Source organism: Serratia sp. CY33802 (genome assembly GCF_052169095.1).
GTDB lineage: Bacteria > Pseudomonadota > Gammaproteobacteria > Enterobacterales > Enterobacteriaceae > Serratia > Serratia bockelmannii.
In genome coordinates, this window is the sequence record NZ_JBJNLL010000001.1 from 104,003 (window position 1) to 129,061 (window position 25,059).

Annotated in this window: 26 protein-coding genes; 22 read left to right on the top strand and 4 right to left on the bottom strand. The window is 61.3% G+C overall.

The features are described from left to right. Positions 1-11 precede the first annotated feature (11 nt). The 10 genes from ccmA to mlaA all read left to right on the top strand — a co-directional run bounded on the left by ccmA (position 12) and on the right by mlaA (position 7,865). On the top strand, positions 12-644 hold the full coding sequence (gene ccmA, locus ACJ8HA_RS00550) for a cytochrome c biogenesis heme-transporting ATPase CcmA (RefSeq protein ID WP_015378626.1): 633 nt from the start codon (positions 12-14) through the stop codon (positions 642-644). Beyond that, positions 644-1,303 carry a heme exporter protein CcmB gene (ccmB, locus tag ACJ8HA_RS00555; protein ID WP_025303731.1) on the top strand — a complete coding sequence of 220 codons (660 nt, stop codon included), beginning with the start codon at positions 644-646 and terminating at the stop codon, positions 1,301-1,303. Before ccmA ends, ccmB begins: the two co-directional genes overlap by 1 nt. Positions 1,304-1,423: 120 nt before the next feature. Beyond that, complete coding sequence (locus ACJ8HA_RS00560; protein WP_025303730.1) at positions 1,424-2,161, top strand: heme ABC transporter permease; 738 nt, start codon at positions 1,424-1,426, stop codon at positions 2,159-2,161. Continuing rightward, positions 2,158-2,394, top strand: coding sequence for a heme exporter protein CcmD (ccmD, locus tag ACJ8HA_RS00565; protein WP_442515156.1), 237 nt, complete (start codon positions 2,158-2,160; stop codon positions 2,392-2,394). Before ACJ8HA_RS00560 ends, ccmD begins: the two co-directional genes overlap by 4 nt. Then, positions 2,391-2,885, top strand: coding sequence for a cytochrome c maturation protein CcmE (ccmE, locus tag ACJ8HA_RS00570; protein ID WP_004936264.1), 495 nt, complete (start codon positions 2,391-2,393; stop codon positions 2,883-2,885). The genes ccmD and ccmE overlap by 4 nt, the downstream gene beginning before the upstream one ends. Further along, on the top strand, positions 2,882-4,852 hold the full coding sequence (locus ACJ8HA_RS00575; protein ID WP_025303728.1) for a heme lyase CcmF/NrfE family subunit: 1,971 nt from the start codon (positions 2,882-2,884) through the stop codon (positions 4,850-4,852). Before ccmE ends, ACJ8HA_RS00575 begins: the two co-directional genes overlap by 4 nt. Then, on the top strand, positions 4,849-5,400 hold the full coding sequence (locus ACJ8HA_RS00580; protein WP_015378623.1) for a DsbE family thiol:disulfide interchange protein: 552 nt from the start codon (positions 4,849-4,851) through the stop codon (positions 5,398-5,400). The genes ACJ8HA_RS00575 and ACJ8HA_RS00580 overlap by 4 nt, the downstream gene beginning before the upstream one ends. Continuing rightward, complete coding sequence (locus ACJ8HA_RS00585; protein ID WP_043140196.1) at positions 5,397-5,864, top strand: cytochrome c-type biogenesis protein; 468 nt, start codon at positions 5,397-5,399, stop codon at positions 5,862-5,864. Before ACJ8HA_RS00580 ends, ACJ8HA_RS00585 begins: the two co-directional genes overlap by 4 nt. After that, on the top strand, positions 5,864-7,078 hold the full coding sequence (gene ccmI, locus ACJ8HA_RS00590) for a c-type cytochrome biogenesis protein CcmI (RefSeq protein ID WP_043140192.1): 1,215 nt from the start codon (positions 5,864-5,866) through the stop codon (positions 7,076-7,078). Before ACJ8HA_RS00585 ends, ccmI begins: the two co-directional genes overlap by 1 nt. Positions 7,079-7,106: 28 nt before the next feature. Continuing rightward, positions 7,107-7,865 carry a phospholipid-binding lipoprotein MlaA gene (mlaA, locus tag ACJ8HA_RS00595; protein ID WP_025303725.1) on the top strand — a complete coding sequence of 253 codons (759 nt, stop codon included), beginning with the start codon at positions 7,107-7,109 and terminating at the stop codon, positions 7,863-7,865. 116 nt (positions 7,866-7,981) lie between these two features. Here the strand turns inward: mlaA and fadL are convergent, their stop codons facing one another. Beyond that, the gene (gene fadL, locus ACJ8HA_RS00600) at positions 7,982-9,304 is read right to left on the bottom strand and encodes a long-chain fatty acid transporter FadL (protein WP_004936243.1); all 1,323 of its coding nucleotides are present in this window, start codon (positions 9,302-9,304) and stop codon (positions 7,982-7,984) included. A 405-nt stretch (positions 9,305-9,709) separates the two neighbouring features. Between fadL and ACJ8HA_RS00605 the strand changes: the two genes are divergently transcribed. The 4 genes from ACJ8HA_RS00605 to sixA all read left to right on the top strand — a co-directional run bounded on the left by ACJ8HA_RS00605 (position 9,710) and on the right by sixA (position 14,548). After that, positions 9,710-10,006, top strand: coding sequence for a YfcZ/YiiS family protein (locus ACJ8HA_RS00605; protein ID WP_072145088.1), 297 nt, complete (start codon positions 9,710-9,712; stop codon positions 10,004-10,006). Positions 10,007-10,201: 195 nt separating this feature from the next. After that, a complete protein-coding gene (gene fadI, locus ACJ8HA_RS00610; RefSeq protein ID WP_025303722.1) occupies positions 10,202-11,512 on the top strand; it encodes an acetyl-CoA C-acyltransferase FadI in 1,311 nt (436 codons plus the stop codon). Beyond that, on the top strand, positions 11,512-13,677 hold the full coding sequence (fadJ, locus tag ACJ8HA_RS00615; protein ID WP_127146853.1) for a fatty acid oxidation complex subunit alpha FadJ: 2,166 nt from the start codon (positions 11,512-11,514) through the stop codon (positions 13,675-13,677). Before fadI ends, fadJ begins: the two co-directional genes overlap by 1 nt. Before the next feature lie 388 nt (positions 13,678-14,065). Further along, complete coding sequence (sixA, locus tag ACJ8HA_RS00620) at positions 14,066-14,548, top strand: phosphohistidine phosphatase SixA (protein ID WP_004936230.1); 483 nt, start codon at positions 14,066-14,068, stop codon at positions 14,546-14,548. Positions 14,549-14,617: 69 nt separating this feature from the next. On the opposite strand, the gene smrB is transcribed toward sixA, so the two are convergent. After that, positions 14,618-15,148 carry an endonuclease SmrB gene (smrB, locus tag ACJ8HA_RS00625; protein ID WP_025303720.1) on the bottom strand — a complete coding sequence of 177 codons (531 nt, stop codon included), beginning with the start codon at positions 15,146-15,148 and terminating at the stop codon, positions 14,618-14,620. Between the two features lie 170 nt (positions 15,149-15,318). Here smrB and prmB point away from each other — a divergent pair, with 170 nt between their 5' ends. The 6 genes from prmB to ACJ8HA_RS00655 all read left to right on the top strand — a co-directional run bounded on the left by prmB (position 15,319) and on the right by ACJ8HA_RS00655 (position 19,997). Next, complete coding sequence (gene prmB / locus ACJ8HA_RS00630) at positions 15,319-16,251, top strand: 50S ribosomal protein L3 N(5)-glutamine methyltransferase (RefSeq protein WP_025160157.1); 933 nt, start codon at positions 15,319-15,321, stop codon at positions 16,249-16,251. A 65-nt stretch (positions 16,252-16,316) separates the two neighbouring features. Then, a complete protein-coding gene (gene aroC / locus ACJ8HA_RS00635) occupies positions 16,317-17,402 on the top strand; it encodes a chorismate synthase (protein WP_004936219.1) in 1,086 nt (361 codons plus the stop codon). A 5-nt stretch (positions 17,403-17,407) separates the two neighbouring features. Continuing rightward, positions 17,408-18,235, top strand: coding sequence for a penicillin-insensitive murein endopeptidase (gene mepA / locus ACJ8HA_RS00640; RefSeq protein WP_043140182.1), 828 nt, complete (start codon positions 17,408-17,410; stop codon positions 18,233-18,235). A gap of 3 nt (positions 18,236-18,238) precedes the next feature. Beyond that, complete coding sequence (locus ACJ8HA_RS00645; RefSeq protein WP_025303718.1) at positions 18,239-19,045, top strand: sulfite exporter TauE/SafE family protein; 807 nt, start codon at positions 18,239-18,241, stop codon at positions 19,043-19,045. A gap of 80 nt (positions 19,046-19,125) precedes the next feature. Continuing rightward, on the top strand, positions 19,126-19,683 hold the full coding sequence (locus ACJ8HA_RS00650) for an elongation factor P hydroxylase (RefSeq protein WP_025303717.1): 558 nt from the start codon (positions 19,126-19,128) through the stop codon (positions 19,681-19,683). 32 nt (positions 19,684-19,715) lie between these two features. Then, positions 19,716-19,997, top strand: a complete 282-nt coding sequence (locus ACJ8HA_RS00655; protein ID WP_164099840.1) for a YfcL family protein — start codon at positions 19,716-19,718, stop codon at positions 19,995-19,997. A gap of 41 nt (positions 19,998-20,038) precedes the next feature. Here the strand turns inward: ACJ8HA_RS00655 and mnmC are convergent, their stop codons facing one another. Continuing rightward, on the bottom strand, positions 20,039-22,060 hold the full coding sequence (mnmC, locus tag ACJ8HA_RS00660; protein WP_442515157.1) for a bifunctional tRNA (5-methylaminomethyl-2-thiouridine)(34)-methyltransferase MnmD/FAD-dependent 5-carboxymethylaminomethyl-2-thiouridine(34) oxidoreductase MnmC: 2,022 nt from the start codon (positions 22,058-22,060) through the stop codon (positions 20,039-20,041). Between the two features lie 170 nt (positions 22,061-22,230). Between mnmC and fabB the strand changes: the two genes are divergently transcribed. Together fabB and ACJ8HA_RS00670 are read left to right on the top strand one after the other, a co-directional pair. Next, a complete protein-coding gene (gene fabB, locus ACJ8HA_RS00665; RefSeq protein WP_016926857.1) occupies positions 22,231-23,451 on the top strand; it encodes a beta-ketoacyl-ACP synthase I in 1,221 nt (406 codons plus the stop codon). 212 nt (positions 23,452-23,663) lie between these two features. Further along, entirely contained in the window at positions 23,664-23,885 is a 222-nt protein-coding gene (locus tag ACJ8HA_RS00670; RefSeq protein ID WP_004936201.1) for a hypothetical protein, read from the top strand. A 52-nt stretch (positions 23,886-23,937) separates the two neighbouring features. Here ACJ8HA_RS00670 and apbE read toward each other — a convergent pair whose 3' ends face one another. Continuing rightward, entirely contained in the window at positions 23,938-24,969 is a 1,032-nt protein-coding gene (apbE, locus tag ACJ8HA_RS00675; RefSeq protein ID WP_049207357.1) for an FAD:protein FMN transferase ApbE, read from the bottom strand. Positions 24,970-25,059 lie beyond the last annotated feature (90 nt).

Genomic DNA, 25,059 nt, shown 5'->3' on the forward strand with positions numbered 1-25,059 from the left:
TGAGTTCCCTGATGCTGGAAGCCAAAAGTCTGAGTTGCGTGCGCGATGAGCGCATCCTGTTTAGCGAGCTAAGCTTTTCGGTTCAGCCGGGCGATATCATTCAGGTAGAAGGGCCGAACGGCGCGGGCAAGACCAGTTTGCTGCGCATCCTCGCCGGTCTGGCGCGGCCGGACGGCGGTGAGGTGTGCTGGCGCGGGCGCAACACGCTGCGCGATCGCGCGGCGTATCAGCAAGATTTGCTGTTTATCGGCCATCAACCGGGCATCAAAGCCGTATTGACACCCTTCGAAAATCTGCAGTTTTATCAGGCGGTGCGCGGCGCGGCCGAGCATCAGGCCATCTGGCGCGCGCTGGAGCAGGTCGGGTTGGTGGGGTACGAGGATCTGCCGGTGGCGCAGCTTTCGGCCGGGCAGCAGCGGCGGGTGGCGCTGGCGCGATTGTGGCTCAGCGCGGCGCCGCTGTGGATCCTCGATGAACCCTTGACGGCGATCGATAAACAGGGCGTAGCCGAGTTGATTAGCCTTTTTGAACAACATGCGCAGCGTGGCGGCATGGTATTGTTGACCACGCATCAGGATTTGGCCGGCGTCAGCCAAACGGTGGGCAAAATTCGTTTGGCGGAACACGACGCGGGGAGTTTGTGATGTTTTTGACTCTGGTGCGTCGCGAATTGAAGATCGCCTGCCGTAAAGGGTCGGAGATCGTCAACCCGCTGTGGTTTTTCCTGATTGTGATCACGCTGTTCCCGCTGGGGATTGGCCCTGAACCGCAGCTGCTGGCGCGCATTGCGCCGGGCATCGTGTGGGTGGCGGCGCTGCTGGCCTCGCTGCTGTCGCTGGAGCGGCTGTTTCGCGACGACTTTCTCGACGGTTCGCTGGAGCAGCTGTTGCTGCTGCCGACGCCGCTGCCGATGACGGTGCTGGGCAAAGTGTGTGCTCACTGGGTCGTGACGGGATTGCCGCTGCTGATCCTGTCGCCGCTGGTGGCGCTGCTGTTGTCGCTCGATATGCAAACCTGGCTGGCGGTGGCGGGTACGCTGCTGCTCGGCACGCCGACGCTGAGCCTGATCGGCGCTATCGGCGTGGGGCTGACCGTCGGCTTGCGCAAAGGGGGCGTGCTGCTCAGCCTGCTGGTGCTGCCGCTGTATATCCCGGTGCTGATCTTCGCCACCGGCGCGATCGACGCCGCCTCGATGGGCATGCCGATCGACGGTTACCTGGCGATACTCGGTGCGATGCTGGCGGGCAGCGTGACATTGGCACCGTTTGCCACCGCAGCGGCGCTGCGAGTGAGCGTGCACTAGCTAACGTATTGAATGAACAGACGGGGCAAGGCCGACAAGAGCGTACCCTGCAGAAGATTTTCGCCGTTTCGATCGCTCGGGGCGGCCGACGCATAAAAATTACCGTGAGCACTGACGACAATGTGGAAATGGTTACATCAACTGGCGCGGCCTGAACGGCTGTATCACGTCTGCGGCCGCTTTACCCCCTGGCTGGGGCTGGCGGCGGCGGCCTGCCTGCTGCTTGGCTGGGCATGGGGCTTTGGTTTCGCGCCGAAGGATTATCAGCAGGGCGACAGCTTCCGCATCATTTATATTCACGTGCCGGCGGCCATGTGGTCGATGGGCATCTATGCCTCGATGGCGGTGGCGGCGTTTATCGGCCTGGTGTGGCAGATGAAAATGTCCGATACCGTGGTGGCGGCGATGGCGCCGATCGGCGCGGTGTTCACCTTTATCGCGCTGGTGACCGGCTCCGCCTGGGGCAAGCCGATGTGGGGCACCTGGTGGGTGTGGGACGCGCGGCTGACCTCCGAGCTGGTGCTGCTGTTCCTTTATATGGGCGTCATCGCGCTGTATAACGCTTTCGAAGACCGCCGCCTGGCGGGCCGCGCCGCCGGCATTCTGGTGCTGGTGGGCGTGGTGAACATTCCGATCATCCATTTCTCCGTCGAATGGTGGAATACGCTGCATCAGGGCTCGACCAACATGCAGCAATCCATCGCGCCAAGTATGCGCACCCCGCTGCGCTGGGCGATCCTCGGCTACCTGCTGTTGTTCGTTACGTTGACGCTGATGCGTCTGCGCAATTTGATTCTGTTCCAGGAGCGCCAGCGCCCGTGGGTTGCCGGGCTGGTGAATAAGGAGCGTCAGTCATGAATGCCGCATTCGATTCCTGGCCGGCGTTTTTCGCCATGGGCGGTTATGCCTTCTATGTCTGGCTGGCGGTCGCCGTCACGCTGATTTCGCTGTTGGGGCTGGTGGCACACACCGTCTGGCAGCGGCGGCAGTTGCTCGCCGAGAACGGCCGCCGTCAGGCGCGCGAGCGGCGCATTCGCCATGCGCAACAATCAAAACAAAAATCCGCCGCACCGCGGGAGAAATCATTGTGAATCCACGTCGTAAAAGCCGCCTTTATCTGGCGATCGTTGTGCTGATCGGCATTGCGCTGACCGCAACCCTGATGCTGTACGCGCTGCGCTCCAACATCGATCTGTTCTATACCCCGGGTGAAATCCTGCAGGGCAAGGGCGAAAATCATGAGAAGCCCGAGGTCGGCCAGCGGCTGCGTATCGGCGGCATGGTGATGCCCGGCTCGGTGAAACGCGATCCCAATACGCTGCAGGTCAGCTTCAAGATTTACGACGCGCGCGGCGCGATCGGCGTGACCTACACTGGCATTCTGCCGGACCTGTTCCGCGAAGGGCAGGGCGTGGTGGCGCAGGGCGTGCTGGGCGAGGGCAACGTGGTCAATGCGCGCGAAGTGCTGGCCAAGCACGACGAGAAATACACGCCGCCAGAAGTGGCCGACGCGATGAAAGAGAATCACAAAGGGCCGGCGGAAGCGTATAACGCGCCGCAGGCGGAGGGTGCCAAGTCATGATGCCGGAACTGGGCAGTTTTCTGCTGTGCCTGGCGCTGGCGATCGCGCTGTTGCTGAGCATCTACCCGCAGTGGGGCGCGGCGCGGCAGGACAGCCGCATGATGGCGGTGGCCCGGCCGCTGACCTATGGCATGTTCGCGGCGATTGCGCTGGCGTTCCTGTGCCTGGTGCATGCCTTCGTGGTCAACGACTTTACCGTCGCCTACGTGGCCACCAACTCCAATACCCAACTGCCGGTGTATTACCGCATCGCCGCCACCTGGGGGGCGCACGAAGGTTCGCTGCTGCTGTGGGTGCTGCTGCTGAGTTGCTGGTCGCTGGCGGTGGCGTTGTGCAGCCGGGCGATGCCGCAGGACGCGGTGGCGCGGGTGCTGTCGGTGATGGGCATGATCACCGCCGGTTTCCTGCTGTTCATCATCATGACCTCCAATCCGTTCACCCGCACGCTGCCGAACTTCCCGATCGACGGCAGCGATCTCAACCCGCTGCTGCAGGATATCGGCCTGATTTTCCACCCGCCGCTGCTGTACATGGGCTATGTCGGCTTCTCGGTCGCCTTCGCGTTCGCCATCGCCTCGTTGATGGCCGGCCGGCTCGACACCGCCTGGGCGCGCTGGTCACGCCCGTGGACTACCGCCGCCTGGGTGTTCCTCACGCTGGGCATCGTGCTCGGATCGGCCTGGGCCTACTATGAGTTGGGCTGGGGCGGTTGGTGGTTCTGGGATCCGGTGGAGAACGCCTCCTTTATGCCGTGGCTGGCCGGCACCGCGCTGATGCATTCGCTGGCGGTGACCGAGAAACGCGGCACGTTCAAAGCCTGGACGGTGCTGCTGGCGATCACCGCCTTCTCGCTGTGCCTGCTGGGCACCTTCCTGGTGCGCTCCGGCGTGCTGGTCTCGGTGCACTCCTTCGCCTCCGACCCGGCGCGCGGCATGTTTATTCTCGCCTATCTGGTGATCGTCATCGGCGGTTCGCTGCTGCTGTACGCGGTCAAGGGCGGCCAGGTGCGTAGCCGTGTACAGCACGAGACCTTCTCGCGCGAGACCTTCCTGCTGGGCAATAACGTGCTGCTGATCGCCGCCATGCTGGTGGTGCTGTTGGGCACGCTGCTGCCGCTGGTGCACAAACAGCTGGGGCTGGGCAGCATTTCGATCGGCGAGCCGTTCTTCAATACCATGTTCACCTGGCTGATGGCGCCGCTGGCGCTGCTGTTGGGCATTGGGCCGCTGGTGCGCTGGCGCCGCGATGAGCCGCGCAAGCTGTGGCGGCGCCTCGGCGTAGCGCTGCTGGCGACGCTGGTGCTGTCGATTCTGCTGCCGTGGTTGTTGCAGGACAGCATCGCCGGCATGACGGTGGTGGGCCTGATCATGGCACTGTGGGTGATCATCCTGACGCTGATGGAGCTGCATGAGCGCGCCACCCATCGTCACGGTTTCTGGCGCGGCCTGCGGCAGCTGTCCCGCAGCCACTGGGGCATGGTGCTCGGCCACCTCGGCGTGGCGGTGACGGTGATCGGCATCGCCTTCAGCCAGAATTACAGCGTGGAGCGCGACGTGCGGATGAAGGCCGGCGACAGCGTGGATATCCACAATTATCATTTCGTGTTCCGCGACGTGCACGACATCCGCGGCCCGAATTACAGCGGCGGCGTCGGTATCATCGACGTGACGCGCAACGGCAAGCCGGAGGCGACGCTGCATGCGGAGAAACGCTACTACAGCGTGGCGCGCAGCATGATGACCGAGGCGGCGATCGACGGCGGGTTCAGCCGCGATCTGTACGCGGCGCTGGGTGAGGAGCTGGAAGACGGCTCCTGGGCGGTGCGCCTGTATTATAAACCCTTCGTGCGCTGGATCTGGTTCGGTGGCGTCTTTATGGCGATCGGCGGCCTGCTGTGCATTCTCGACCCGCGTTATCGCATGAGCAAAAAGCTCAAGCGTGAAGGCAAGCTGGAGGCGCAATCATGAAGCGTAAGCTGCTGTTTATCCCGTTGGTGCTCTTCCTGCTGCTGGTGGCGGCCCTGATGGTGCAACTGACGCGCAACGCCGGCGGCGAAGATCCGACCATGCTGGAGTCGGCGCTGATCGGCAAACCGGTGCCGACCTTCAGGCTGGAATCGCTGGATCAGCCCGGCAAAACCTACGATCAGGCGGTGCTGCGCGACGGCAAGCCGATATTGCTCAACGTCTGGGCCACCTGGTGCCCGACCTGCCGCGCGGAGCACCAGTATCTCAATACGCTGGCGGCGCGCGGCGTGCGGGTGGTCGGCCTGAACTATAAAGACGATCGTGCCAAGGCGGTGACCTGGCTGAATTCCCTCGGCAATCCCTATGCGCTCAGCCTGTACGACGGCGACGGCATGCTGGGGTTGGATCTCGGGGTGTACGGCGCGCCTGAGACCTTCCTTATCGACGGCCAGGGGATCATTCGCTATCGCCACGCCGGCGACATGAACGAGCGCGTCTGGCAGCAGGAAGTGCTGCCGCTGTATAAAAAGTACGGGGGTGAGGCATGAGGCTGATTGTTCTGCTGTGTGCCGCACTGCTGAGCTGGAGCGCCGCCGCGGCGATCGATACCTATCGCTTCAACTCCGTCGAGCAAGAGCAGCAGTATCGCGAGTTGACCGAACAGCTGCGCTGCCCGAAATGTCAAAACAACAGCATTGCCGACTCCAACGCCATCATCGCCGCCGACATGCGCACCAAGGTGTACGAACTGATGATGCAGGGGCAAAACAAGCAGCAGATTATCGATTACATGGTGGCGCGTTATGGCAACTTCGTCACCTACGAGCCGCCGGTAACGCCGGCGACGCTGATCTTGTGGATCGGCCCGCTGCTGTTCGTATTGATCGGCGGGGCGGTGGTGATCCTGCGCACCCGTCGGCGGCCCGATGCGGCGGCGGATGATGAATTCTCCGAACGGGAACGGCAGCGCCTGGCGGCGCTGTTGCAAGAGACTGACAGGAAGAAACCCTAATGGCTTTTTGGCTGATTATTTGTGTGTTGTTGGCCGGCGCCGCCGCGTTGCTGGTGGTGCCGGCGATGCGCCACGGCAAGCAGAGCGCCGCCACGCGCGATGCGTTGAACAAGGCGTTTTATCAGGATCGCCTCAGCGAGCTGGAGCAGGATGAGCAGCAGGGCGTGGTGGCCGAGCGCCCGGAGCTGGTCAAAGAGCTGCAACAGAACCTGTTGAACGACATCCCGGCCGAGCAGATGGTGCAGGCGAAGCCGATCAACCGCTGGGCGCTGGTGCCGGGCGTGGTGTTACTGCTGGCGGTGACCGTTGGCTTTTATCTGAAAACCGGCGGGTTGGCGCAGGTGCTGGACTGGCGTCTGGTGCAGGCACAAATGCCGGAATTGCGCGAGCGCGTCGCCAACGAGCGCGCCAAACCGCTGAGCATGGAAGAGATTGCCCGTCTCGGACTGGGGCTGCGCACCGCGCTGCAGCAGGACGATCGCAATATCAACGACTGGATGATGCTGGGGCGCGTCGGCATGGCGTTGAACAATGCCACTACCGCTACGCAGGCCTTTGCTCATGCTTATCAATTGGATCCGAATAGTCTGGAAGTGCGGCTCGGCTATGCCGAGGTCTTGACGCGATCCAACGATCCGGAGGATAACAAGCAGGCGACGCAGCTGTTGCGGCGCATGATCGCGGAAAACCACAGCGATCCGCGGGTGCTCAGCCTGCTGGCGTTCAATGCCTTCGAACAGGGCGATTTCAAGCAGGCGATCGGCGCCTGGCAAGTGATGCTGCAGCTGCTGCCGGCCAACGATCCGCGCGCGGAAGTGATAAAGCGCAGTATTGCACAAGCAAAAGCCCAGGCCGGCGGAGAAACTGTTAAACTGAATGTGACCGTTGCGCTGTCACCGCAGGCGGCGAAAGCCATGCCGCCGCAGGGGACGCTGGTTATTTCGGTCACCGACGGCGTCAGCCCGGTGCCGGTCGCAGTAAAACAATTGCCGTTGAGCCGTTTTCCGCTGTCTTTCTCACTGGATGACAGCAACGCCATGATGCCCGAGCGTCTGCTCTCGGCGCAGCATCAGGTGCAGGTGCGTGTGCGCCTCTCACAGGACGGATTGGCCACGCCGCAACCGGGGGACTGGTTCGGCGAAAGCTCGCTGCAGACATTCAGCGGTAAAGAGCAGGTTAGCGTTCAGATAAACAAGCAGGTCCCTGAAAAATAAGACCGAACGTGTTTTTATGGAGAAAAATATGAACTTTCGCCTGACTGGGGTGGCATTCGCAGCGGCATTACTGGTGGGCTGTGCCAGCGCGCCAGACAATGAGCCGCAAGGGCGTTCTGATCCTCTGGAAGGATTTAACCGGACGATGTTCGACTTCAACTACAACGTCCTAGATCCTTATATCTTGCGTCCGGTCGCGGTGGCCTGGCGTGACTACGTGCCGATGCCGGCGCGTAACGGCATCAGCAACTTCACCTCCAACCTGGAAGAGCCGGCCAGCATGGTCAACGCCTTCCTGAAGGGCGATCCTTACCGCGGGATGATCCACTTCAACCGTTTCTTCCTGAACACCCTACTCGGGATGGGCGGCCTGATCGACGTGGCCGGCATGGCCAACCCGAAACTGGCGCGCGAAGAGCCGAATCGCTTCGGCAGCACGTTGGGGCATTACGATGTGGGTTACGGCCCGTACGTGATGTTGCCGGGCTACGGCAGCTTCACGCTGCGTGACGAAGGTGGCGACTTTGCGGATACGCTGTATCCGATGCTGAGCTACCTGACCTTCTGGATGTCGGCGGGCAAATGGGTGGTCGAGGGTATCGAAACCCGCGCTCAACTGCTGGATTCCGACGGTCTGCTGCGCAATTCCTCCGATCCTTACATCATGGTGCGCGAAGCTTACTTCCAGCGCCACGATTTCATCGCCAACGGCGGTTCGCTCAAGCCGGAAGAGAACCCGAACGCCAAGGCGATTCAGGGCGAACTGGACGAGATCGACTCGCAGTAATCCCGGGCATTATGCCAATGAAAACCCGCCGTCAGGCGGGTTTTTTTATGCCCGCGCGAGCGACAGGCAAAGAAAAAGCGCCCCAGGGGGCGCTTTGGCATCCATCTCAAGTGAGATTAGAAGCGGTAGTTGAAGTTGGCGCCGTACAGCCAGGCCTTGCCTTCGGAGGTGAAGGTATAAGGACCTTCGTTGATGGTGACTTTCTGGCCGTGCATGTAGGACACGCCGACGTCGACCGAGGCGTCTTTGTTGAACGCATAGGTAGTACCGGCACTCAGCCAGAAACGGTCCTGATCGGGAATGGAGATCGAACGGTTTTGGGCAGGCACCGGGCTGTCATCGAAGGCGATACCGGTACGGAAGGTCCAGTTATCGTCGTAGAAGTAGGTGGTACCCAGCGCGATGCGGTAAGCGTCTTTGAAGCCTTCATGCTTCTGGAACAGGGTCTGGCCGTTGTTGCCGGTGGCTTTCAGCTCCTGGAACTGGCTCCAACTGGTGTAGGCCAGGCTGTAGTGGATGGCCCACTGCGGCGCCACTTTGTTATAGCCGGACAGTTCCCACATTTCCGGCAGGTGCAGGCTCAGAGAACCCGGAATGGTGGTGCCGTTGGTGCCCCACGGAAGACCTTGAGAGGCCAGCAACGGGTTGAAGGCTGAAGGCAGGCTGCTCTTGTAATCGCCGTCGAAGTCGATTTTCACTTCTGAGCGATAGGTGAAGCCGTAACGGTTGTTTTCATCCACTTCGTAGAGAATACCGGCGTTCCAGCCGAAGCCCCATTCGTCGCCTTTCAGATGAGAAATTTGGGTATCTGCCGGGATCTGCGAAACCGGGCCGGCCAACTGTGGCGGCAATTTGCCTGAACCGGCGATCAATTTTGGCAGATCGCCGGCGTAACGCTCGAGTTTAGCCTTGGCGTAGACGGCGTCAAAACCCAGACCGAAGCTGAAGTTTTTGTTCAGGCGATAAGCGCCGCTCAGGTTCAGGTTCAGGGTTTCCAGATCGGTTTTGCCGCCCATGGAACCCGCCGCGTAACCGTCGTTATATTCGGTCGCCAAACCGAAGTTGCTGGTGACCGAGCCGCCTACGGCGAATTGATCGTTAATTGGGTGAACATAATGCAGGTTCGGCACCCAGGCTGTCGGTGCGATGTTTTTCGCATCCAGGCTGGCGCCGGAAGGAGATCGGCCACTGATATCGACGTCCGGATCGATGAAGACTGCGCCGAAAGAAAGTTCCGGGCGGGTATACATCATCAGCAATGCCGGGTTGCGGCTTGCGGAGGCCGCTGTATCCGCCATGGCGCCTTCGCCAGAATACGAACGTCCTAAACCAGCTGATGAGAACTCATTCAGCTGGAATCCTGCGGCAGACACGTTTGAAGAAATAATTGCCACTGCAGCTGCGAGAGCTGATTTAGTCAATAGGTTTTTCTGGCTCATGACCAAAACCTCATTATGTGTTTATTATTTAAACTATTGTTACACGAAGTAACAAGGAGCGCGGGATTGTAGGGTCCGTTATCGTTCAGACAAATCAGACCAGTGGCTGAAGTATAGGTCTGACCTGTGAAAATGTTGCAAGTTTGTTTTTGAAATATTTCCAACCTGATATCAAAAAAGAGATCTGCTTAACAAAAAGCCAGCGGTAAATAACAAAATTCTTACCATTCCTTAGCAGACGCTCATTTTTATTTGTGATTTCCATCACTTAAAACACCCAGTAAAAGTAAGTGCTAGTGATTGCCGGCGTGGAAGCGTAAAATACCCGCAGAATTTTGTGGCTTTGTGCCGGTGAGTGAAACGGCAATTTGGGCTGATAGCAGAGGCCCTTGAGGAGAACCAATCATGTCAGATGCAATTAATAAATGCAGCGCCCAGGAAACCGCCGCGTGTTGCTGCGTGGATGTCGGCACCGTGATGGATAACACCGATTGCACCGCGTCCTACAGCCAGGTGTTCAGTAATCAACAAGATGCGGAAGCGATGCTGGCCGCCCTGAGCGAAAAGGCGCGCGCGGTCGAATCCGATCCTTGTGACATCAGCAGTAGCATTAAACCGGTTGACGGTGGCGTGCAGTTGGAGGCCGATTTCACCTTCGCCTGCCAGGCGGAAACCCTGATCTTCCAGCTCGGCCTGCGTTAATCCCCGCTTTACCCCCGGCGCCGCCTGCTGCGCGCCGGGGATTTCCTTCCCCGTGCCGCCCCGATAGAAAGTGCGCCTGCTCGCAGTTTTGATCTCTGCCGGTTTGCCAAATGTAACCGTTTGGTTAACAATGACCTCATCAGGTCAGACCTCTTTCTGCCCATTGCGCTGACGTTATTTTCTTCAGGAGCATTTATGAGTAAGGCACTGCCGTTGGTGACCCGTCATGGTGACCGCATTGCGATTGTGAATGGACTGCGTACCCCCTTTGCCAAACAGGCAACTGCCTATCACGGCATTCCGGCGGTGGATTTAGGGAAAACGGCGGTGAGCGAGCTGTTGGCGCGTAGCGGCATCGATCCGCAGCTGATCGAACAGCTGGTGTTCGGCCAGGTGGTGCAAATGCCCGAGGCGCCGAACATCGCGCGTGAAATCGTGCTCGGTACCGGTATGAGCGTTCATACCGACGCTTACAGCGTGTCGCGTGCCTGCGCCACCAGCTTCCAGGCGATCGCCAACGTGGCGGAGAGCATCATGGCCGGCAGCATCAGCGTCGGTATCGCCGGCGGGGCGGACTCTTCTTCCGTCTTGCCGATCGGCGTCAGCAAGGCGTTGGCGCGCACGCTGGTGGACGTCAACAAGGCGCGCACGCTGTCGCAGCGTCTCAAACTGTTCAGCCGGCTGAAATTCCGCGATCTGATGCCGGTGCCGCCGGCGGTGGCGGAGTATTCCACCGGTCTGCGCATGGGCGATACCGCTGAGCAAATGGCGAAAAGCCACGGCATCACCCGCGAAGCGCAGGATGCGCTGGCGCACCGTTCCCATGAACTGGCGGCCAGGGCCTGGCGTGAAGGGTGGCTGCGCGATGAGGTGATGACGGCCTACGTGCCGCCTTACCGCGCGCAGCTTTCTGAAGACAACAACATCCGCAAAGACTCCAGCCTGGCTTCCTACGCCAAGCTGAAACCGGCGTTCGATCGCAAACACGGCAGCGTCACTGCGGCCAACAGCACGCCGTTGACCGACGGCGCGGCGGCGGTACTGATGATGAGCGAATCGCGCGCCAAAGAGCTGGGGCTGCAGCCGCTCGGCTATCTACGCAGTTTCGCCTTCGCCGCCATCGACGTGTGGGAAGACATGCTGCTGGGGCCTTCCTACGCTACGCCGCTGGCGCTGGATCGCGCCGGCATCGGTCTGGCCGATCTGACGCTCATCGACATGCATGAAGCCTTCGCTGCGCAAACGCTGGCCAACCTGAAGATGTTCGCCAGCGAAGCGTTCGCCCGCGAGAAGCTTGGCCGCAGCCAGGCAATCGGCGAAGTGGACATGGACAAATTCAACGTCTTGGGCGGTTCTATCGCCTATGGTCACCCGTTCGCCGCCACCGGCGCGCGCATGATTACCCAGACGCTGCGTGAGCTGAAACGCCGCGGTGGCGGGTTGGGCCTGACCACCGCCTGCGCCGCCGGCGGGTTAGGGGCCGCGATGATCGTGGAGGTGGAATGATGAGTGCCGAAAACGCATTGCACGAACAGCGGGCCAAACCGTCGGCCTTTCAGCTGACGATTCGCCCCGACAACATCGGCGTGATCACCATCGACGTGCCGGGCGATAAGGTCAATACGCTCAAGGCCGAGTTCGTCGAACAGGTGAACGACGTGCTGATCCGGGCGCAGCAGCATACCGCGCTGGAAGGATTGGTGATCGTTTCCGGCAAGCCGGACTCGTTTATCGCCGGCGCCGACATCACCATGATTGCCGCCTGCACCAGCGCCAAAGAGGCGGAAACGCTGGCCAAGAAAGGGCAGAGCACGCTAGCGCAGATCGCCGCCTTCCCGGTGCCGGTGGTGGCCGCCATTCATGGCGCCTGCCTGGGCGGCGGCCTGGAATTGGCGCTGGCCTGCCACGGCCGCGTCTGTTCGTTGGATGACAAAACCGCGCTCGGTCTGCCGGAAGTGCAGCTGGGCCTGCTGCCGGGCTCCGGCGGCACTCAGCGCCTGCCGCGCTTGGTTGGCGCCGCCAAGGCGCTGGACATGATCCTGACCGGCAAGCACATTCGCGCCCGCCAGGCGCTGCGCATGGGGCTGGTGGACGACGCCGTGCCGCAGTCGATCCTGTTGCAGACCGCCATCGAGCGGGTGAAACAGGGCTGGAAGCATCAGCGCGAGCTGCCGTGGCAGGATCGCCTGCTCAATGGCCCGCTGGGCAGAAATCTGCTGTTCAGCATTGTGCGCAAAAAAACGTTGGCGAAAACCCACGGCAACTACCCGGCGGCGGAACGCATCATTCAGGTAGTGCGCACCGGGCTGGATCACGGCAGCGCCAGCGGCTATGAAGCCGAAGCGCGCGCCTTTGGCGAACTGGCGATGACGCCGCAGTCGGCGGCGCTGCGCAGCCTGTTCTTCGCCTCCACTGCGCTGAAAAAAGAGCGGGGCGGCAATGCCAAGCCGCATGTCCTGCATCGTGTCGGCATTCTCGGCGGCGGCCTGATGGGCGGCGGCATCGCCTGCGTCACCGCCACGCGCGGCGGTTTGCCGGTTCGTATCAAAGACATTAATGAAGCCGGCATCAATCACGCGCTGAAATACAGCTGGGACGTGCTTGGCAAACGGGTACGCAGCAAGCGCATGCGCCCGGCGGAACGGCAAAAACAGATGATGCTGATCTCCGGCTCTACCGATTACACCGGCTTTGAGCAGGTGGATATCGTGGTCGAGGCGGTGTTTGAGGATCTGGCGCTGAAGCAGAAGATGGTGGCCGAGGTCGAAGCGAACTGTGCGCCGCATACCGTGTTTGCCTCCAATACTTCCTCGTTGCCTATCGGCCACATCGCCGAAAAAGCCCAGCGGCCGCAGCAGGTGATCGGTCTGCACTACTTTAGCCCGGTGGACAAAATGCCGCTGGTGGAAGTGATCCCGCACGCTGGCACCAGCGAAGAGACTATCGCGACCACCGTGGCGCTGGCGCACAAGCAGGGCAAGACCGCTATCGTGGTGGGCGACAGCGCGGGTTTTTATGTCAACCGCATCCTGGCGCCGTACATCAACGAAGCGGCCCGTTGCCTGCTGGAAGGCGAGCCGATGGAGTCGCTGGACAAGGCGCTGGTGGACTTCGGTTTCCCGGTCGGCCCGATCACCCTGTTGGACGAAGTGGGCATCGACGTCGGCACCAAGATCATTCCGGTGCTGGTCGAGGCGCTGGGGCCGCGCTTCGCCGCGCCGGCTGCGTTCGATGCGGTGCTGAAGGACGGGCGTAAAGGGCGCAAGAACGGCCGCGGCTTCTATCTTTACCCGAGCGAAGGGCAGCAGCGGCAGCGGCGTAAACGTGCGGATACCTCATTGTATACGTTGCTCGGCGTCACGCCGAAGGCGCACATGCTGCCGGCGACCGTCGCCCAGCGCTGCGTGATGATGATGCTGAACGAAGCGGCGCGCTGCCTGGATGAAGGCGTGATCCGCAGCGCGCGCGACGGCGACATCGGCGCGGTGTTCGGCATCGGCTTCCCGCCGTTCCTCGGCGGCCCGTTCCGCTATATGGACGAGCTCGGCGCCGAAAAAGTGGTGAAAACGTTGGAATACCTGCGCCAGCAGCACGGCGAGCACTTCGCGCCGTGCGAACGCTTGCAGCGCATGGCGCAGCAGGGCGAGCGTTTTTACCCGCTGGGGAGCTGAACGCAGGGCGGCCCGATTTGCACTATAGTTGCAACAGGGCCGCGTTGTGATCGCCATCACTCCTTGTAACAGCGTCAGCCGGTGAGGCTGTACAGCAAGGCGTAGGCAGCGGTAAGTTAGCTTGACCGCCATCAATAAATTTCATGGCGGTAAGGTTAAAATTTAACCCGTTGAATTGATTGTTCTGTGAGCAATCGAGGTTTGCCAGGGGAGGGTTGCTGTAAAAAACAGCATTTTCTTTAGGCAAACTTTCAGGCAAAATGCCCGGCCGCCATAAAGAGACGGCGCGTTATCGTTTTAAAGCTTTGGCTTTGGGTTGTAAAACTCGGCGGTACAGCACGCACGGCGTTTCTGTATAGCGTTACTTTGTCAACAACAGCGGTGCAATATGCAAGTTTTGATTATGCGTCACGGAGAGGCGGCGCTCGAGGCAGCCAGCGATGCGGTAAGGCCCCTTACCCTGTGCGGCCGCGACGAGTCCCGTCAGATGGCGGCCTGGTTGAACACCAAGTCTGTGGATATTGAACGCGTGCTGGTCAGCCCCTATCTGCGGGCCGAACAGACGCTGGCGACGGTGCGTGAAGCCTTGACGCTGCCGGAGGGCGAAGAAGTGCTGCCCGAGCTGACGCCGGGCGGCAACGCCGAACAGGTCGGCAGCTATCTGCAGGCGCTGGCGATGCAAGGGGTGAGCTCGGTGCTGATCGTGTCGCACCTGCCGCTGGTGGGCTACCTGGTGGCTGAACTGTGCCCGGGCGAGTGCCCGCCGATGTTCGCGACCTCGGCGATCGCTAACGTCGATCTGCCGGCGGACGGCAGCTACGGCAAATTTGAATGGCAGGTCAGCCCGTCGCAGGTGATGGCCAAAGTGTGAGCCGCGGATGCGGTGCGGAATAAACTCAGGGCGATGTCTGACATCGCCCTGAGTCGTTTCTGCGGGGGGCTATTCTGCCAGCTCCACCAACAGCAGGACGGCGGCGTTGCCGCCCCATTCCTTCGGCGCCTGATGGAACGCCAGCACGTCGGGATGCTGCGCAAGCCACAGCGGCGTTTGCTGTTTGAGAATGTGTTTGCCGTGCCCGTGCATCACGCAGGCGCAGTGCACGTGCTCGCGTTTGCAGGCGGCGATCAACGCCCCCAGCTCCTGCTTGGCCTGCAGCTGGGTCAGGCCGTGCAAATCGAGAAACAGCTCCGGCGAATAATCGCCGCGTCGCAGCTTCTTCAGCTCATACGGGCTGCTGCCGGGGCGCACGTAGCGCGTCGGGCCTTCCTCTTCCAGCTGCGGCTGATATTCATCTGAAAAATAATAGCTGGCATCGACCTGCTCCTGCAGCAGCCGCTGCGGCGCAACCTGTTTGACCTTGAGCTTCGGCGGGCGGTGGACGATAGTGTCCTGGCGCAGCTTTTTTGCGCCCGCCACCGACTCTCTGAAGAGCTGTTGTTCGTCTTTGCTCAGAGGGGGCTTGTTCTTCATGCTTCATTCACCGGAAATCGTTTATTTCGCTAGTTTACCTTGTGAATGAGCGCTGTCGACGCAAAACTCGGGCCAGAGTGAAAAGCGCGAGGGGCGCGCGTGATTTGTCGCGGGCTTCATGGCAAACTATGCGGCTAAATCATGAAACACAGCGCCTGCCGGAGGGCAAATTGGACAAAATTTTCGTCGACGAAGCAGTGAACGAACTGCACACCATTCAAGATATGCTGCGCTGGACGGTAAGCCGCTTCAACGCCGCCAATATCTATTATGGTCACGGAACCGACAATCCGTGGGACGAAGCGGTGCAATTGGTGCTGCCAAGCCTGTTCCTGCCGTTGGACATTCCGGAGGACATGCACACCGCCCGTCTGACCTCCAGCGAGCGCCATCGCATCGTTGAGCGCGTGATCCGCCGCGTCAACGAACGCATCCCGGTCGCTTACCTGACCAACAAGGCCTGGTTCTGCGGCATGGAATTCTACGTCGACGAACGCGTGTTGGTGCCGCGCTCGCCGATCGGTGAGCTGATCAACGATCGTTTCAGCGCGCTGATCCCGCACCCGCCACGCCATATTCTCGACATGTGCACCGGCAGCGGCTGCATCGCCATCGCCTGTGGCTACGCTTTCCCGGAAGCGGAAGTGGACGCGGTGGACATCTCCAGCGAAGTGCTGGCGGTGACCGAGCGCAATATTCAGGCGCACGGCGTCGAACATCAGGTGATCCCGATCCGTTCCGATCTGTTCCGCGACGTTCCCGCGATCCAGTACGATCTGATCGTCACCAACCCGCCGTACGTCGATGCGGAAGACATGTCCGATCTGCCGCAGGAGTTCCGCTTTGAGCCGGAACTGGGCCTGGCGGCGGGCAGCGACGGCCTGAAGCTGGTGCGCCGCATCCTGGCCTGCGCGCCGGACTACCTGACCGACGACGGCGTGCTGATTTGTGAAGTGGGCAACAGCATGGTACATCTGATGGAACAATATCCGGACATCCCGTTCACCTGGCTGGAATTCGAAAATGGCGGCGACGGCGTGTTCATGCTGACCAAACAGCAGCTGGTGGATTGCAAGGATCACTTCAGCCTCTATCGCAGCTAAACCGCATTTCCAGGGCCCGCACGGCGGGCCTCATAACGATAAAAGACTAACGGTAAGGAGCCGTGATGGCAGGAAACAGTATTGGGCAGATTTTCCGCGTCACCACCTTCGGTGAATCTCACGGGGTGGCGCTGGGTTGTATCGTCGATGGCGTACCGCCCGGCATTCCGCTCACCGAAGCCGATTTGCAACACGATCTGGATCGTCGTCGTCCGGGCACCTCGCGTTACACTACCCAGCGTCGCGAACCGGATCAGGTGCGCATTCTCTCCGGCGTATTCGAAGGCGTGACCACCGGTACCAGCATCGGTCTGATCATTGAAAACACCGATCAGCGCTCGCAAGACTACAGCGCCATCAAAGACGTGTTCCGTCCGGGGCATGCCGACTACACCTACGAACAGAAATACGGTCTGCGCGACTATCGCGGCGGTGGCCGCTCTTCGGCGCGCGAAACCGCCATGCGCGTTGCGGCGGGCGCCATCGCCAAGAAATACCTGCAGCAGAAGTTCGGCGTGCAGGTGCGCGGCTATCTGGCGCAGATCGGCGATGTGACCTGTGAGCTGAAAGACTGGGATCAGGTCGAACAGAACCCGTTCTTCTGCCCGGATCCGGACAAGCTGGAAGCACTGGACGAACTGATGCGCGCGCTGAAAAAAGAGGGCGACTCCATTGGCGCCAAGGTCAGCGTGATTGCGGAGAACGTGCCGGTTGGCCTGGGCGAGCCGGTGTTTGATCGCCTCGACGCCGATCTGGCGCACGCGCTGATGAGCATCAACGCGGTGAAAGGCGTGGAGATCGGTGACGGATTTGCTGTCGTGACCAAACGTGGCAGCGAAAACCGCGATGAAATCACCCCGGAAGGCTTCCAGAGCAACCATGCCGGCGGCATTCTCGGCGGCATCAGCAGCGGCCAACCGGTGATCGCGCATCTGGCGCTGAAGCCGACCTCCAGCATCATGGTACCGGGCCGCACCATCAATCGCCAGGGCGAAGCGGTGGAAATGGTGACCCGCGGTCGCCACGATCCGTGCGTGGGCATCCGCGCCGTGCCGATCGCCGAAGCGATGATGGCAATCGTGTTGATGGATCACCTGCTGCGCCAGCGTGCGCAAAACGGTGATGTGGTTTCCGACGTACCTCGCTGGTAATCGCCATGAAAAACTGGATGTTGGGCCTGGTGGCCTTGACGGCCTCCGCTTCCGCCATGGCGCTGACGCCGTGGCAGAAAATCGACCATCCGGTGGCCGGCGCACCGCAGGCGGTGGGCGGTTTCGCCAACGGCTGCGTCATCGGCGCGCAGCCGTTGCCGCTGAATTCACCGGACTACCAGGTGATGCGTACCGACCAGCGCCGCTATTTCGGCCATCCGGATCTGCTGGCGTTCATACAGCGCCTCAGCAGCCAAGCGAACCAGAAAGCGCTGGGCACGGTGCTGATCGGCGACATGGCGATGCCGGCCGGTGGGCGCTTCAGCAGCGGCCACGCCAGCCACCAGTCGGGGCTCGACGTTGACATCTGGCTGCAGTTGCCGCGCCAACGCTGGAGCGCGCAGCAATTGCTCAAACCGCAGCCGATCGACCTGGTGTCGGGCGATGGCAAGCAGGTGGTGGCGAGCCAATGGCAGCCGCAAATTGAGTCGCTGATCAAACTGGCGGCGCAGGACGCGGACGTGACGCGCATCTTCGTCAACCCGGCGATCAAGCAGCGTCTGTGCCTGGACGCCGGCGCCGATCGCGCCTGGCTGCACAAGGTGCGGCCGTGGTTCGGCCACCGTGCGCACATGCACGTGCGTCTGCGTTGTCCGGCCGGCAGCCTGGAGTGCCAGGAGCAGGATACGCCGCCGCCGGGCGACGGCTGCGGCGCCGAACTGGCGAGCTGGTTCGTGCCGCATCAGCCGAACGCGAAGCCGGGCAAACCCGTGCCGCCGCCGTTACCGCCGACCTGTCAGGCATTGCTGGATCACCATTTCTCAGCGGAATAACACATGGACTGGTTCGTCATTGGCCCCGAGATGCTCGGGGTGTTGTTTGCGGTAGCGCTGCTGGCGGGGTTTATCGACTCCATCGCCGGCGGCGGCGGGTTGCTGACGGTGCCGGCCCTGCTGGCGGTGGGGGTTCCTCCGGCGCAGGCGCTGGCGACCAATAAGTTGCAGTCGGTCGGCGGCTCCTTCTCCGCCAGTCTGTACTTCATTCGTCGGCGAGCGGTGAACCTCAACGACCAGAAGCTGACGATTTTTCTGACGCTGATCGGCTCGATCGCCGGCGCCATTTTGGTGCAGCATATGCGCGCCGATTTGCTGCGGCAGATGTTGCCGCTGCTGGTGATCGGCATCGGTCTCTATTTCTTGTTGATGCCGCGACTGGGTGAGGAAGATCGTCAACGCCGTCTCGGGGCCTTGCCGTTCGGGCTGGTGGCCGGCGGTTGCGTCGGGTTTTACGACGGTTTCTTCGGCCCCGGCGCCGGGTCATTCTACGCGCTGGCCTACGTGACGCTGTGCGGTTTCAACCTCGCCAAGTCCACGGCGCACGCCAAGGTGCTGAACTTTACCTCCAACGTCGGCGGGCTGGCGCTGTTCATCATCGGCGGCAAGGTGGTGTGGAGCATTGGTCTGGTGATGTTGGTGGGGCAGGTGCTGGGGGCGCGTTTGGGCGCGCACATGGTGCTGACCCGCGGCCAGAAATTGATTCGGCCGATGATCGTGATCGTCTCGCTGGTGATGAGCCTCAAGCTGCTGTACGACAATCACGGCGCGGAAATTCAGCAGTGGTTGACCGCCTTGGTGCACGGTTAAAGATGAAGAGGGGGCGTTGCTTACGCGCCCTGTCTTATCGGGTATAATGGCCTCTTTATTTTTGTGGTTATAGAGTTTTTATGTCAGACAAGCAGACCCGCCATCACTATGAGCAGTTGATCGAGATCTTCAATCGGTGCTTCAGCGATGACTACAACACCCGCCTGGTGAAGGGCGACGACGAACCTATCTACCTGCCGGCCGACGACGAATTGCCGTATCACCGCATCGTGTTCGCCCACGGCTTCTACGCCAGCGGCCTGCATGAAATCTCGCACTGGTGCATCGCCGGTGAAGCGCGCCGCCAACTGGTGGACTTCGGTTACTGGTATTGCCCGGACGGGCGCGACGCGCAAACCCAGAGTGAATTCGAAGCGGTGGAGATCAAACCGCAGGCGCTGGAATGGATGTTCTGCGTGGCGGCCGGTTTCCCGTTCAACGTCAGCTGCGACAACCTGAACGGCGACTGCGAGCCGGATCGCATCGCGTTCCAGCGCAAGGTGCGCGCCCGGGTATTGATGCTACTGGAGCAGGGAATACCCACACGGCCTGCGCGCTTTATTCAGGCGTTGCAATCGTTCTACAATACGCCACCGCTGGCGGCCGAGCATTTTCCGTATCCGGAAGATCTCAACTGACGCCACAGCCCGTTATTTAATGAGGAAATTTGATGATCGCAGAATTTGAAGCGCGCATTTTGGCGCTGATTGATGACATGGTAGAGCACGCCAACGATGATGAACTGTTTGCCGGTGGCTACCTGCGCGGTCATCTGACGCTGGCGGTGGCCGAAGCGGAAGAACAGGGCGAGCATACTGCCGAAGCGCTGAAAGCGCGGGTGGAAGAGAGCCTGCACAAGGCGATCGCCGCTGGGGAACTCTCGCCGCCGGATCAGATTTTGGTGCGCGGCATGTGGGAAAACCTCTATCAGGCTGCCACCCCAGCCGCCTGACCGCCATGCCGGGGCGCGTCGCCGCGCCCCTCATCCATGAATTAAACCGCACGTCCTTTCAGTAACTTTCGCACCCACATTCGATTCGGATTCAACGCCGCCAGCAGGCGCGCGTCGCCCGGTAACGGTTCACCGAACAGCTGCGCCGCCAGAATTTCCGCCGCCAGCGGCGCCGAACACAGCCCGCGCGATCCCAACCCACCGATAGCGAACAGGCCGGGATAGACCGGCGCATCGGCGACGGTTTCGCCGCGCTGGTTCTGCCGCTGCAAATCCTGATACTGCGTCAACGTGGCCTGATAGTCCGGCAGCGCGCCGACCATCGGTAAATGATCGCGGGTGGCGCTGCGCACGCCGCAGCGCGCCTGATGAGCGCTGACGTCCACCTGCTGCGGCCAGGCCTGCTCCTGCAGGCAGCGCAGCAGGCGTTCACGGTTTTCCTGTTGCTCCTGCTCGCGGTAGTCGGTGGTGATGTCGCCGCGCTGGTAGCTGGCGCCAATGCAGTGGTGGCCGTTGTTGGCATTAACCGGCGTCAGGTAGCCGTCGTAACACAAGACCTGTTTCAATTGACCGAGGGCCGGCGAGCTTGGGATATGCGATACCTGTCCGCGTACCGAATACAGCGGCAGGGCTTCCGTCGGCGCCAGTTCGGCCAGCCGATGGCCATTGGCCAGGATCACCGTCGCATGGCTGCGGCTTTCGCCGTGGGCGAAGTCGATGCGCCAGCCGTTTTCTTCCTGCGTCAGCCTCTGTGCATCGTGCCGGTAGTGGCAGACCAAGCCCTGGCGCTGCGCCAGCGCGAGAGCGCCGCGCGTCAGCTCGGCCGGACAGAGCCAACCGCCTTGGGGGTAGGTGATGCCGCCAAAGCCGGTATCGACGCCGCACAGTCCGCTGAGCGTCTCGCGGTCGGCCGCCATCGCCAAGGCCTGCGGCCAGTCGGTTTTCAGCATATTGGCGATCTTGGCGCCGCTCTTGTCGTCATAGGCCAACTGGCTGACGCCGCACCACTGATGATCAAAGGCGACGCCTTGTTGCAACAGCGCGTCGTACTGGCGGCGGGCGAAGGGAAACGCGGCGCTGAAGAAGCTCTCCAGCGCGTCGCCGCTGCCGTTCAGCAACGGATAAATCGCCCCCTGGCGATTGCCGGATGCCCCCTCCGCCGCCTGCTCATCGGCGCAGTACAGCGTGACGGTGGCACCGCGCCGCAGCAAGGCCAGCGCGGTGAGCGCGCTGGCGACGCCGCCGCCGATCAGGGCGATGTCGGCGGTGTTGTCCGCCGCCGGGCGCCGATACCAGGGCGCCGGATGTGCGGCGGGCTGCGCATCGGCCGGGAGCTCGCCGGCGAGCATCTCACGCTTTTGGCCGAAGCCTTTGCAGCGGTTGACCTGAAAACCGGCCTGTTGCAAGCCGCGGCGCACAAAGCCGGCGGCGGTAAAGGTGGCGAAGCTGCCTCCCGGCCGGGCGAAACGCGCCATGGTGGCGAACAGTTGCTCGGTCCACATGTCGGGATTTTTTGCCGGCGCGAAACCGTCGAGGAACCAGGCATCCACCTGGTTATTCATGCTGGCGTCAAACTGCGGCAGCAGGTCGTTGACGTCGCCGAACCACAGATCGAGCGTAATGCGGCCTTCGGCCAGCAACAGACGATGGCAGCCCGGTAGCGGCAGCGGCCATTGGGCGCGCAGCTCGTCGGCATAAGGCGCCAGCTCCGGCCAGCGCGCATGCGCCGCCGCCAGGTCAGCCTGCTGCAGGGGGAATTTTTCGAAGCTGATAAAGTGCAGGCGTTGCAGCGCGGCGTCCGGCTCGGCCTGGCGGAAGCCGGCGAAGGCCTGCCACAGCGTGAGGAAATTGAGCCCGGTGCCGAACCCGGTTTCCGCCACCACCAACAACGGACGCGGGTGGGTGGCGAAACGTTGCGGCAGCCGATTGCCGTGCAGGAAGACGTAGCGGGTTTCTTCCAGCCCATCCTGATTGGAAAAATAGACGTCATCAAACTGTTTCGAAACAGGTGTACCCTGTTCGTTCCAGGTTAGCGTTGCGGTTTGGATGGGGGCGTGGTTCACGGTCAATGGCTCGAAATTCAAGGGATGCCGCGAATTCTAACGGCGCTGGCGCCCCGGCGCAAACTGGACAACAATAAAGCTGAAAAACGCTGATCGGACTTGTTCGGCTTACATCTGTACGCTAAAGTGCGATGCAAAATCCCGTAGGTAAATAGTGGAAGAGGTATTGAATGAAACGTGCAGTGATTACTGGCCTGGGAGTTGTCTCCAGCATTGGTAATAACCAGCAGGAGGTCCTGGCAAGCCTGCAGGAAGGACGTTCTGGGATCACTTTCTCCCAGGAGCTGAAAGATTCCGGCATGCGTAGTCACGTATGGGGGCAAGTTAAGCTCGACACGACCGGCCTGATCGACCGCAAGGCAGTGCGTTTCATGAGCGATGCTTCCATTTATGCCTTCCTGGCGATGCAAGAAGCGATCGCGTCTTCCGGCCTGAAGGAAGAAGAGTATCAAAACAATCCGCGCGTAGGCCTGATTGCCGGTTCCGGCGGCGGTTCTCCGCGCTTCCAGGTGTTCGGCGCCGATGCGATGCGCAGCCCGCGCGGCCTGAAAGCGGTTGGCCCGTACGTGGTGACCAAAGCCATGGCTTCCGGCGTTTCCGCCTGCCTGGCAACGCCGTTCAAAATCCATGGCGTAAACTACTCCATCAGCTCCGCTTGCGCGACCTCCGCGCACTGCATCGGCAACGCGGTTGAGCAAATTCAGTTGGGCAAACAGGACATCGTGTTCGCCGGCGGCGGTGAAGAGCTGTGCTGGGAAATGGCCTGCGAGTTCGACGCGATGGGCGCGCTGTCCACCAAATACAACGACACGCCGGAAAAAGCCTCCCGCACCTACGACGCCGATCGTGACGGTTTCGTCATCGCCGGCGGCGGCGGCATGGTGGTGGTTGAAGAACTGGAGCACGCGCTGGCGCGCGGTGCGCACATCTATGCAGAAATCGTTGGCTACGGCGCGACTTCCGACGGTGCCGACATGGTTGCCCCTTCGGGCGAAGGCGCAGTGCGCTGCATGAAAATGGCGATGCAGGATCTGGATGCGCCGATCGACTACATCAACGTGCACGGCACCTCTACGCCGGTAGGCGATGTGAAAGAGCTGGGCGCTATTCGTGAAGTGTTCGGTGACAATACCCCGGCCATCTCCTCCACCAAGGCGATGACCGGTCACTCGCTGGGCGCCGCGGGCGTGCAGGAAGCGATTTACAGCCTGCTGATGCTGGAGCACGGCTTTATCGCGCCGAGCATTAACATCGAAACGCTGGATGAGCAGGCGGCCGGCATGAACATCGTGACCCAGCCGACTCAGCGCGAGCTGACCACCGTGATGTCCAACAGCTTCGGTTTCGGCGGCACCAACGCCACCCTGGTGATGCGCAAACTGGCGAAATAATTCCGCCGGCGCGTCACTTCGCTATCAAGCCCGCGTTTTCGCGGGCTTTTTACTGCTCAAAGCCCGCCGGGCGAGCGCTCGGAGTTTTCCCAAATCACATCCCCTGACACATCATTACCTCGCCATTACACGCGTTGAGCATACAATAGCCAGGTAGCGTGATTATCGCTCGGCGTAGCTTTCTAAAGTGATCGAACATTGAGGCAAGAAGTATGAAAAAGTTAATTGCGGTTGGGTTACTGTCGGCCGTGTTGGCCGGATGCGCCACCGATTCTCCCTGCGTGCCGGTCTACGATGACCAGGGGCGTCTGGTGCACACCAACACCTGTATGAAGGGCACCACTCAGGATAACTGGGAAACCGCGGGCGCGATCGCCGGCGGCGCGGCGGCGGTTGCCGGTCTGACCCTCGGTATCATCGCGCTGACCAAGTGATCGGCGCGGAACAGGAATAAGCCCGGCCATGGCGCGCCGGGCTTTTTTTATCTCACTGCACCAAAAACGCTTTGAACTGCGGCGTCATCACGGCGCTGAAACCGTCGTCGGTTTTGCTGATCAGGTAGACCGCCAGCCCTTTCTCTTCGGCGAGCTGCAACGCTTTCTCCGGGCCCAGCACCATCAAGCCGGTATCCCAGCCGTCGGCCTCGAGCGCAGTGGGGGCGATCACCGTGGCGGAAACCAGCCGGTGGTTGATCGGCCTGCCGGTGGTCGGATCGATGACATGGGAGTAGCGCTGGCCGTTTTGTTCAAAGTAGTTGCGGTAGCTGCCGGCGGTGCTGATGCCGTAACCGTGCAGATCCACCAGCGCCTGCACCGCATTTTCACGATCGGTCGGCTTTTGGATCGCTACCCGCCAGGGTTTGCCCTGGCCGTTGACGCCGCGTGAAGAGACCGCGCCACCGACCGATACCAGGTAGTTGGTAATGCCGTGACGGTTCATCAGGCGCACCAACTCATCCGCGCCATAGCCTTCGCCCAGCGTCGAGAGATCGACATACATGCCCGGCAGATCTTTTTGCAGCCACTCCCCGCGACTGTCGCTGATCAGCTTCAGGTGTTGCAGGCCGATGTTCTGCTTCGCCGCGTCGATCTGCGCCTGTTCCGGCACCTTGACCGGATGCTTGTCTGGGCCGAACCCCCACAGGTTCACCAGCGGGCCGACGGTGATGTCCATGGCGCCGCCGGTATCGCGGCCGATACGCTGGGCCATCAACACGATGTCCGCCATGCCGCGCGGGATAGGCTGCGGCTCGAGGTTGGCGCTGCGGTTAAACCGCGACAGCACCGAATCGACGCGGTAGGTAGAGATATCGTCGTTGGCCCGTTCGAGCACCGTGTCGATCTGCCGCTGCAACTCTTGTTTGCCGATCGCGACGTCACCGCTGACCTTAACGCTGTAGAAGGTGCCCATGGTCTTGCCGTCGATATCGATTTGCGGGCGAGAGGCGGCATCGTCGCAGGCGGCGAGCAGGGCGCATAAGGCGCTGAGCAACGCCCCTTTGGCGAACAGGGAAGCCATAACATGTCCTTTGAAAACGAGAAAGCCGCTACAAATAAAGTAAAGCGCGGCAAATGGAAAGCGGATAAAGGTAAAATAGCATTTTGCTGG

Excerpts from the sequence above, each read along its gene's own strand:
- ACJ8HA_RS00645 (WP_025303718.1), top strand. The coding sequence starts at position 18,239 with ATGGACTGGTTCGTCATTGGCCCCGAGATGCTCGGGGTGTTGTTTGCG.
- ccmD (WP_442515156.1), top strand. The coding sequence starts at position 2,158 with ATGAATGCCGCATTCGATTCCTGGCCGGCGTTTTTCGCCATGGGCGGT.
- ACJ8HA_RS00585 (WP_043140196.1), top strand. The coding sequence starts at position 5,397 with ATGAGGCTGATTGTTCTGCTGTGTGCCGCACTGCTGAGCTGGAGCGCC.
- ACJ8HA_RS00655 (WP_164099840.1), top strand. The coding sequence starts at position 19,716 with ATGATCGCAGAATTTGAAGCGCGCATTTTGGCGCTGATTGATGACATG.
- ACJ8HA_RS00580 (WP_015378623.1), top strand. The coding sequence starts at position 4,849 with ATGAAGCGTAAGCTGCTGTTTATCCCGTTGGTGCTCTTCCTGCTGCTG.
- ACJ8HA_RS00605 (WP_072145088.1), top strand. The coding sequence starts at position 9,710 with ATGTCAGATGCAATTAATAAATGCAGCGCCCAGGAAACCGCCGCGTGT.
- ccmA (WP_015378626.1), top strand. The coding sequence starts at position 12 with ATGCTGGAAGCCAAAAGTCTGAGTTGCGTGCGCGATGAGCGCATCCTG.
- sixA (WP_004936230.1), top strand. The coding sequence starts at position 14,066 with ATGCAAGTTTTGATTATGCGTCACGGAGAGGCGGCGCTCGAGGCAGCC.
- ACJ8HA_RS00560 (WP_025303730.1), top strand. The coding sequence starts at position 1,424 with ATGTGGAAATGGTTACATCAACTGGCGCGGCCTGAACGGCTGTATCAC.
- fadL (WP_004936243.1), bottom strand. The coding sequence starts at position 9,304 with ATGAGCCAGAAAAACCTATTGACTAAATCAGCTCTCGCAGCTGCAGTG.
- ACJ8HA_RS00575 (WP_025303728.1), top strand. The coding sequence starts at position 2,882 with ATGATGCCGGAACTGGGCAGTTTTCTGCTGTGCCTGGCGCTGGCGATC.
- fadJ (WP_127146853.1), top strand. The coding sequence starts at position 11,512 with ATGAGTGCCGAAAACGCATTGCACGAACAGCGGGCCAAACCGTCGGCC.
- smrB (WP_025303720.1), bottom strand. The coding sequence starts at position 15,148 with ATGAAGAACAAGCCCCCTCTGAGCAAAGACGAACAACAGCTCTTCAGA.
- fabB (WP_016926857.1), top strand. The coding sequence starts at position 22,231 with ATGAAACGTGCAGTGATTACTGGCCTGGGAGTTGTCTCCAGCATTGGT.
- fadI (WP_025303722.1), top strand. The coding sequence starts at position 10,202 with ATGAGTAAGGCACTGCCGTTGGTGACCCGTCATGGTGACCGCATTGCG.
- aroC (WP_004936219.1), top strand. The coding sequence starts at position 16,317 with ATGGCAGGAAACAGTATTGGGCAGATTTTCCGCGTCACCACCTTCGGT.
- mepA (WP_043140182.1), top strand. The coding sequence starts at position 17,408 with ATGAAAAACTGGATGTTGGGCCTGGTGGCCTTGACGGCCTCCGCTTCC.
- ccmB (WP_025303731.1), top strand. The coding sequence starts at position 644 with ATGTTTTTGACTCTGGTGCGTCGCGAATTGAAGATCGCCTGCCGTAAA.
- mlaA (WP_025303725.1), top strand. The coding sequence starts at position 7,107 with ATGAACTTTCGCCTGACTGGGGTGGCATTCGCAGCGGCATTACTGGTG.
- apbE (WP_049207357.1), bottom strand. The coding sequence starts at position 24,969 with ATGGCTTCCCTGTTCGCCAAAGGGGCGTTGCTCAGCGCCTTATGCGCC.
- ACJ8HA_RS00650 (WP_025303717.1), top strand. The coding sequence starts at position 19,126 with ATGTCAGACAAGCAGACCCGCCATCACTATGAGCAGTTGATCGAGATC.
- ccmI (WP_043140192.1), top strand. The coding sequence starts at position 5,864 with ATGGCTTTTTGGCTGATTATTTGTGTGTTGTTGGCCGGCGCCGCCGCG.
- ACJ8HA_RS00670 (WP_004936201.1), top strand. The coding sequence starts at position 23,664 with ATGAAAAAGTTAATTGCGGTTGGGTTACTGTCGGCCGTGTTGGCCGGA.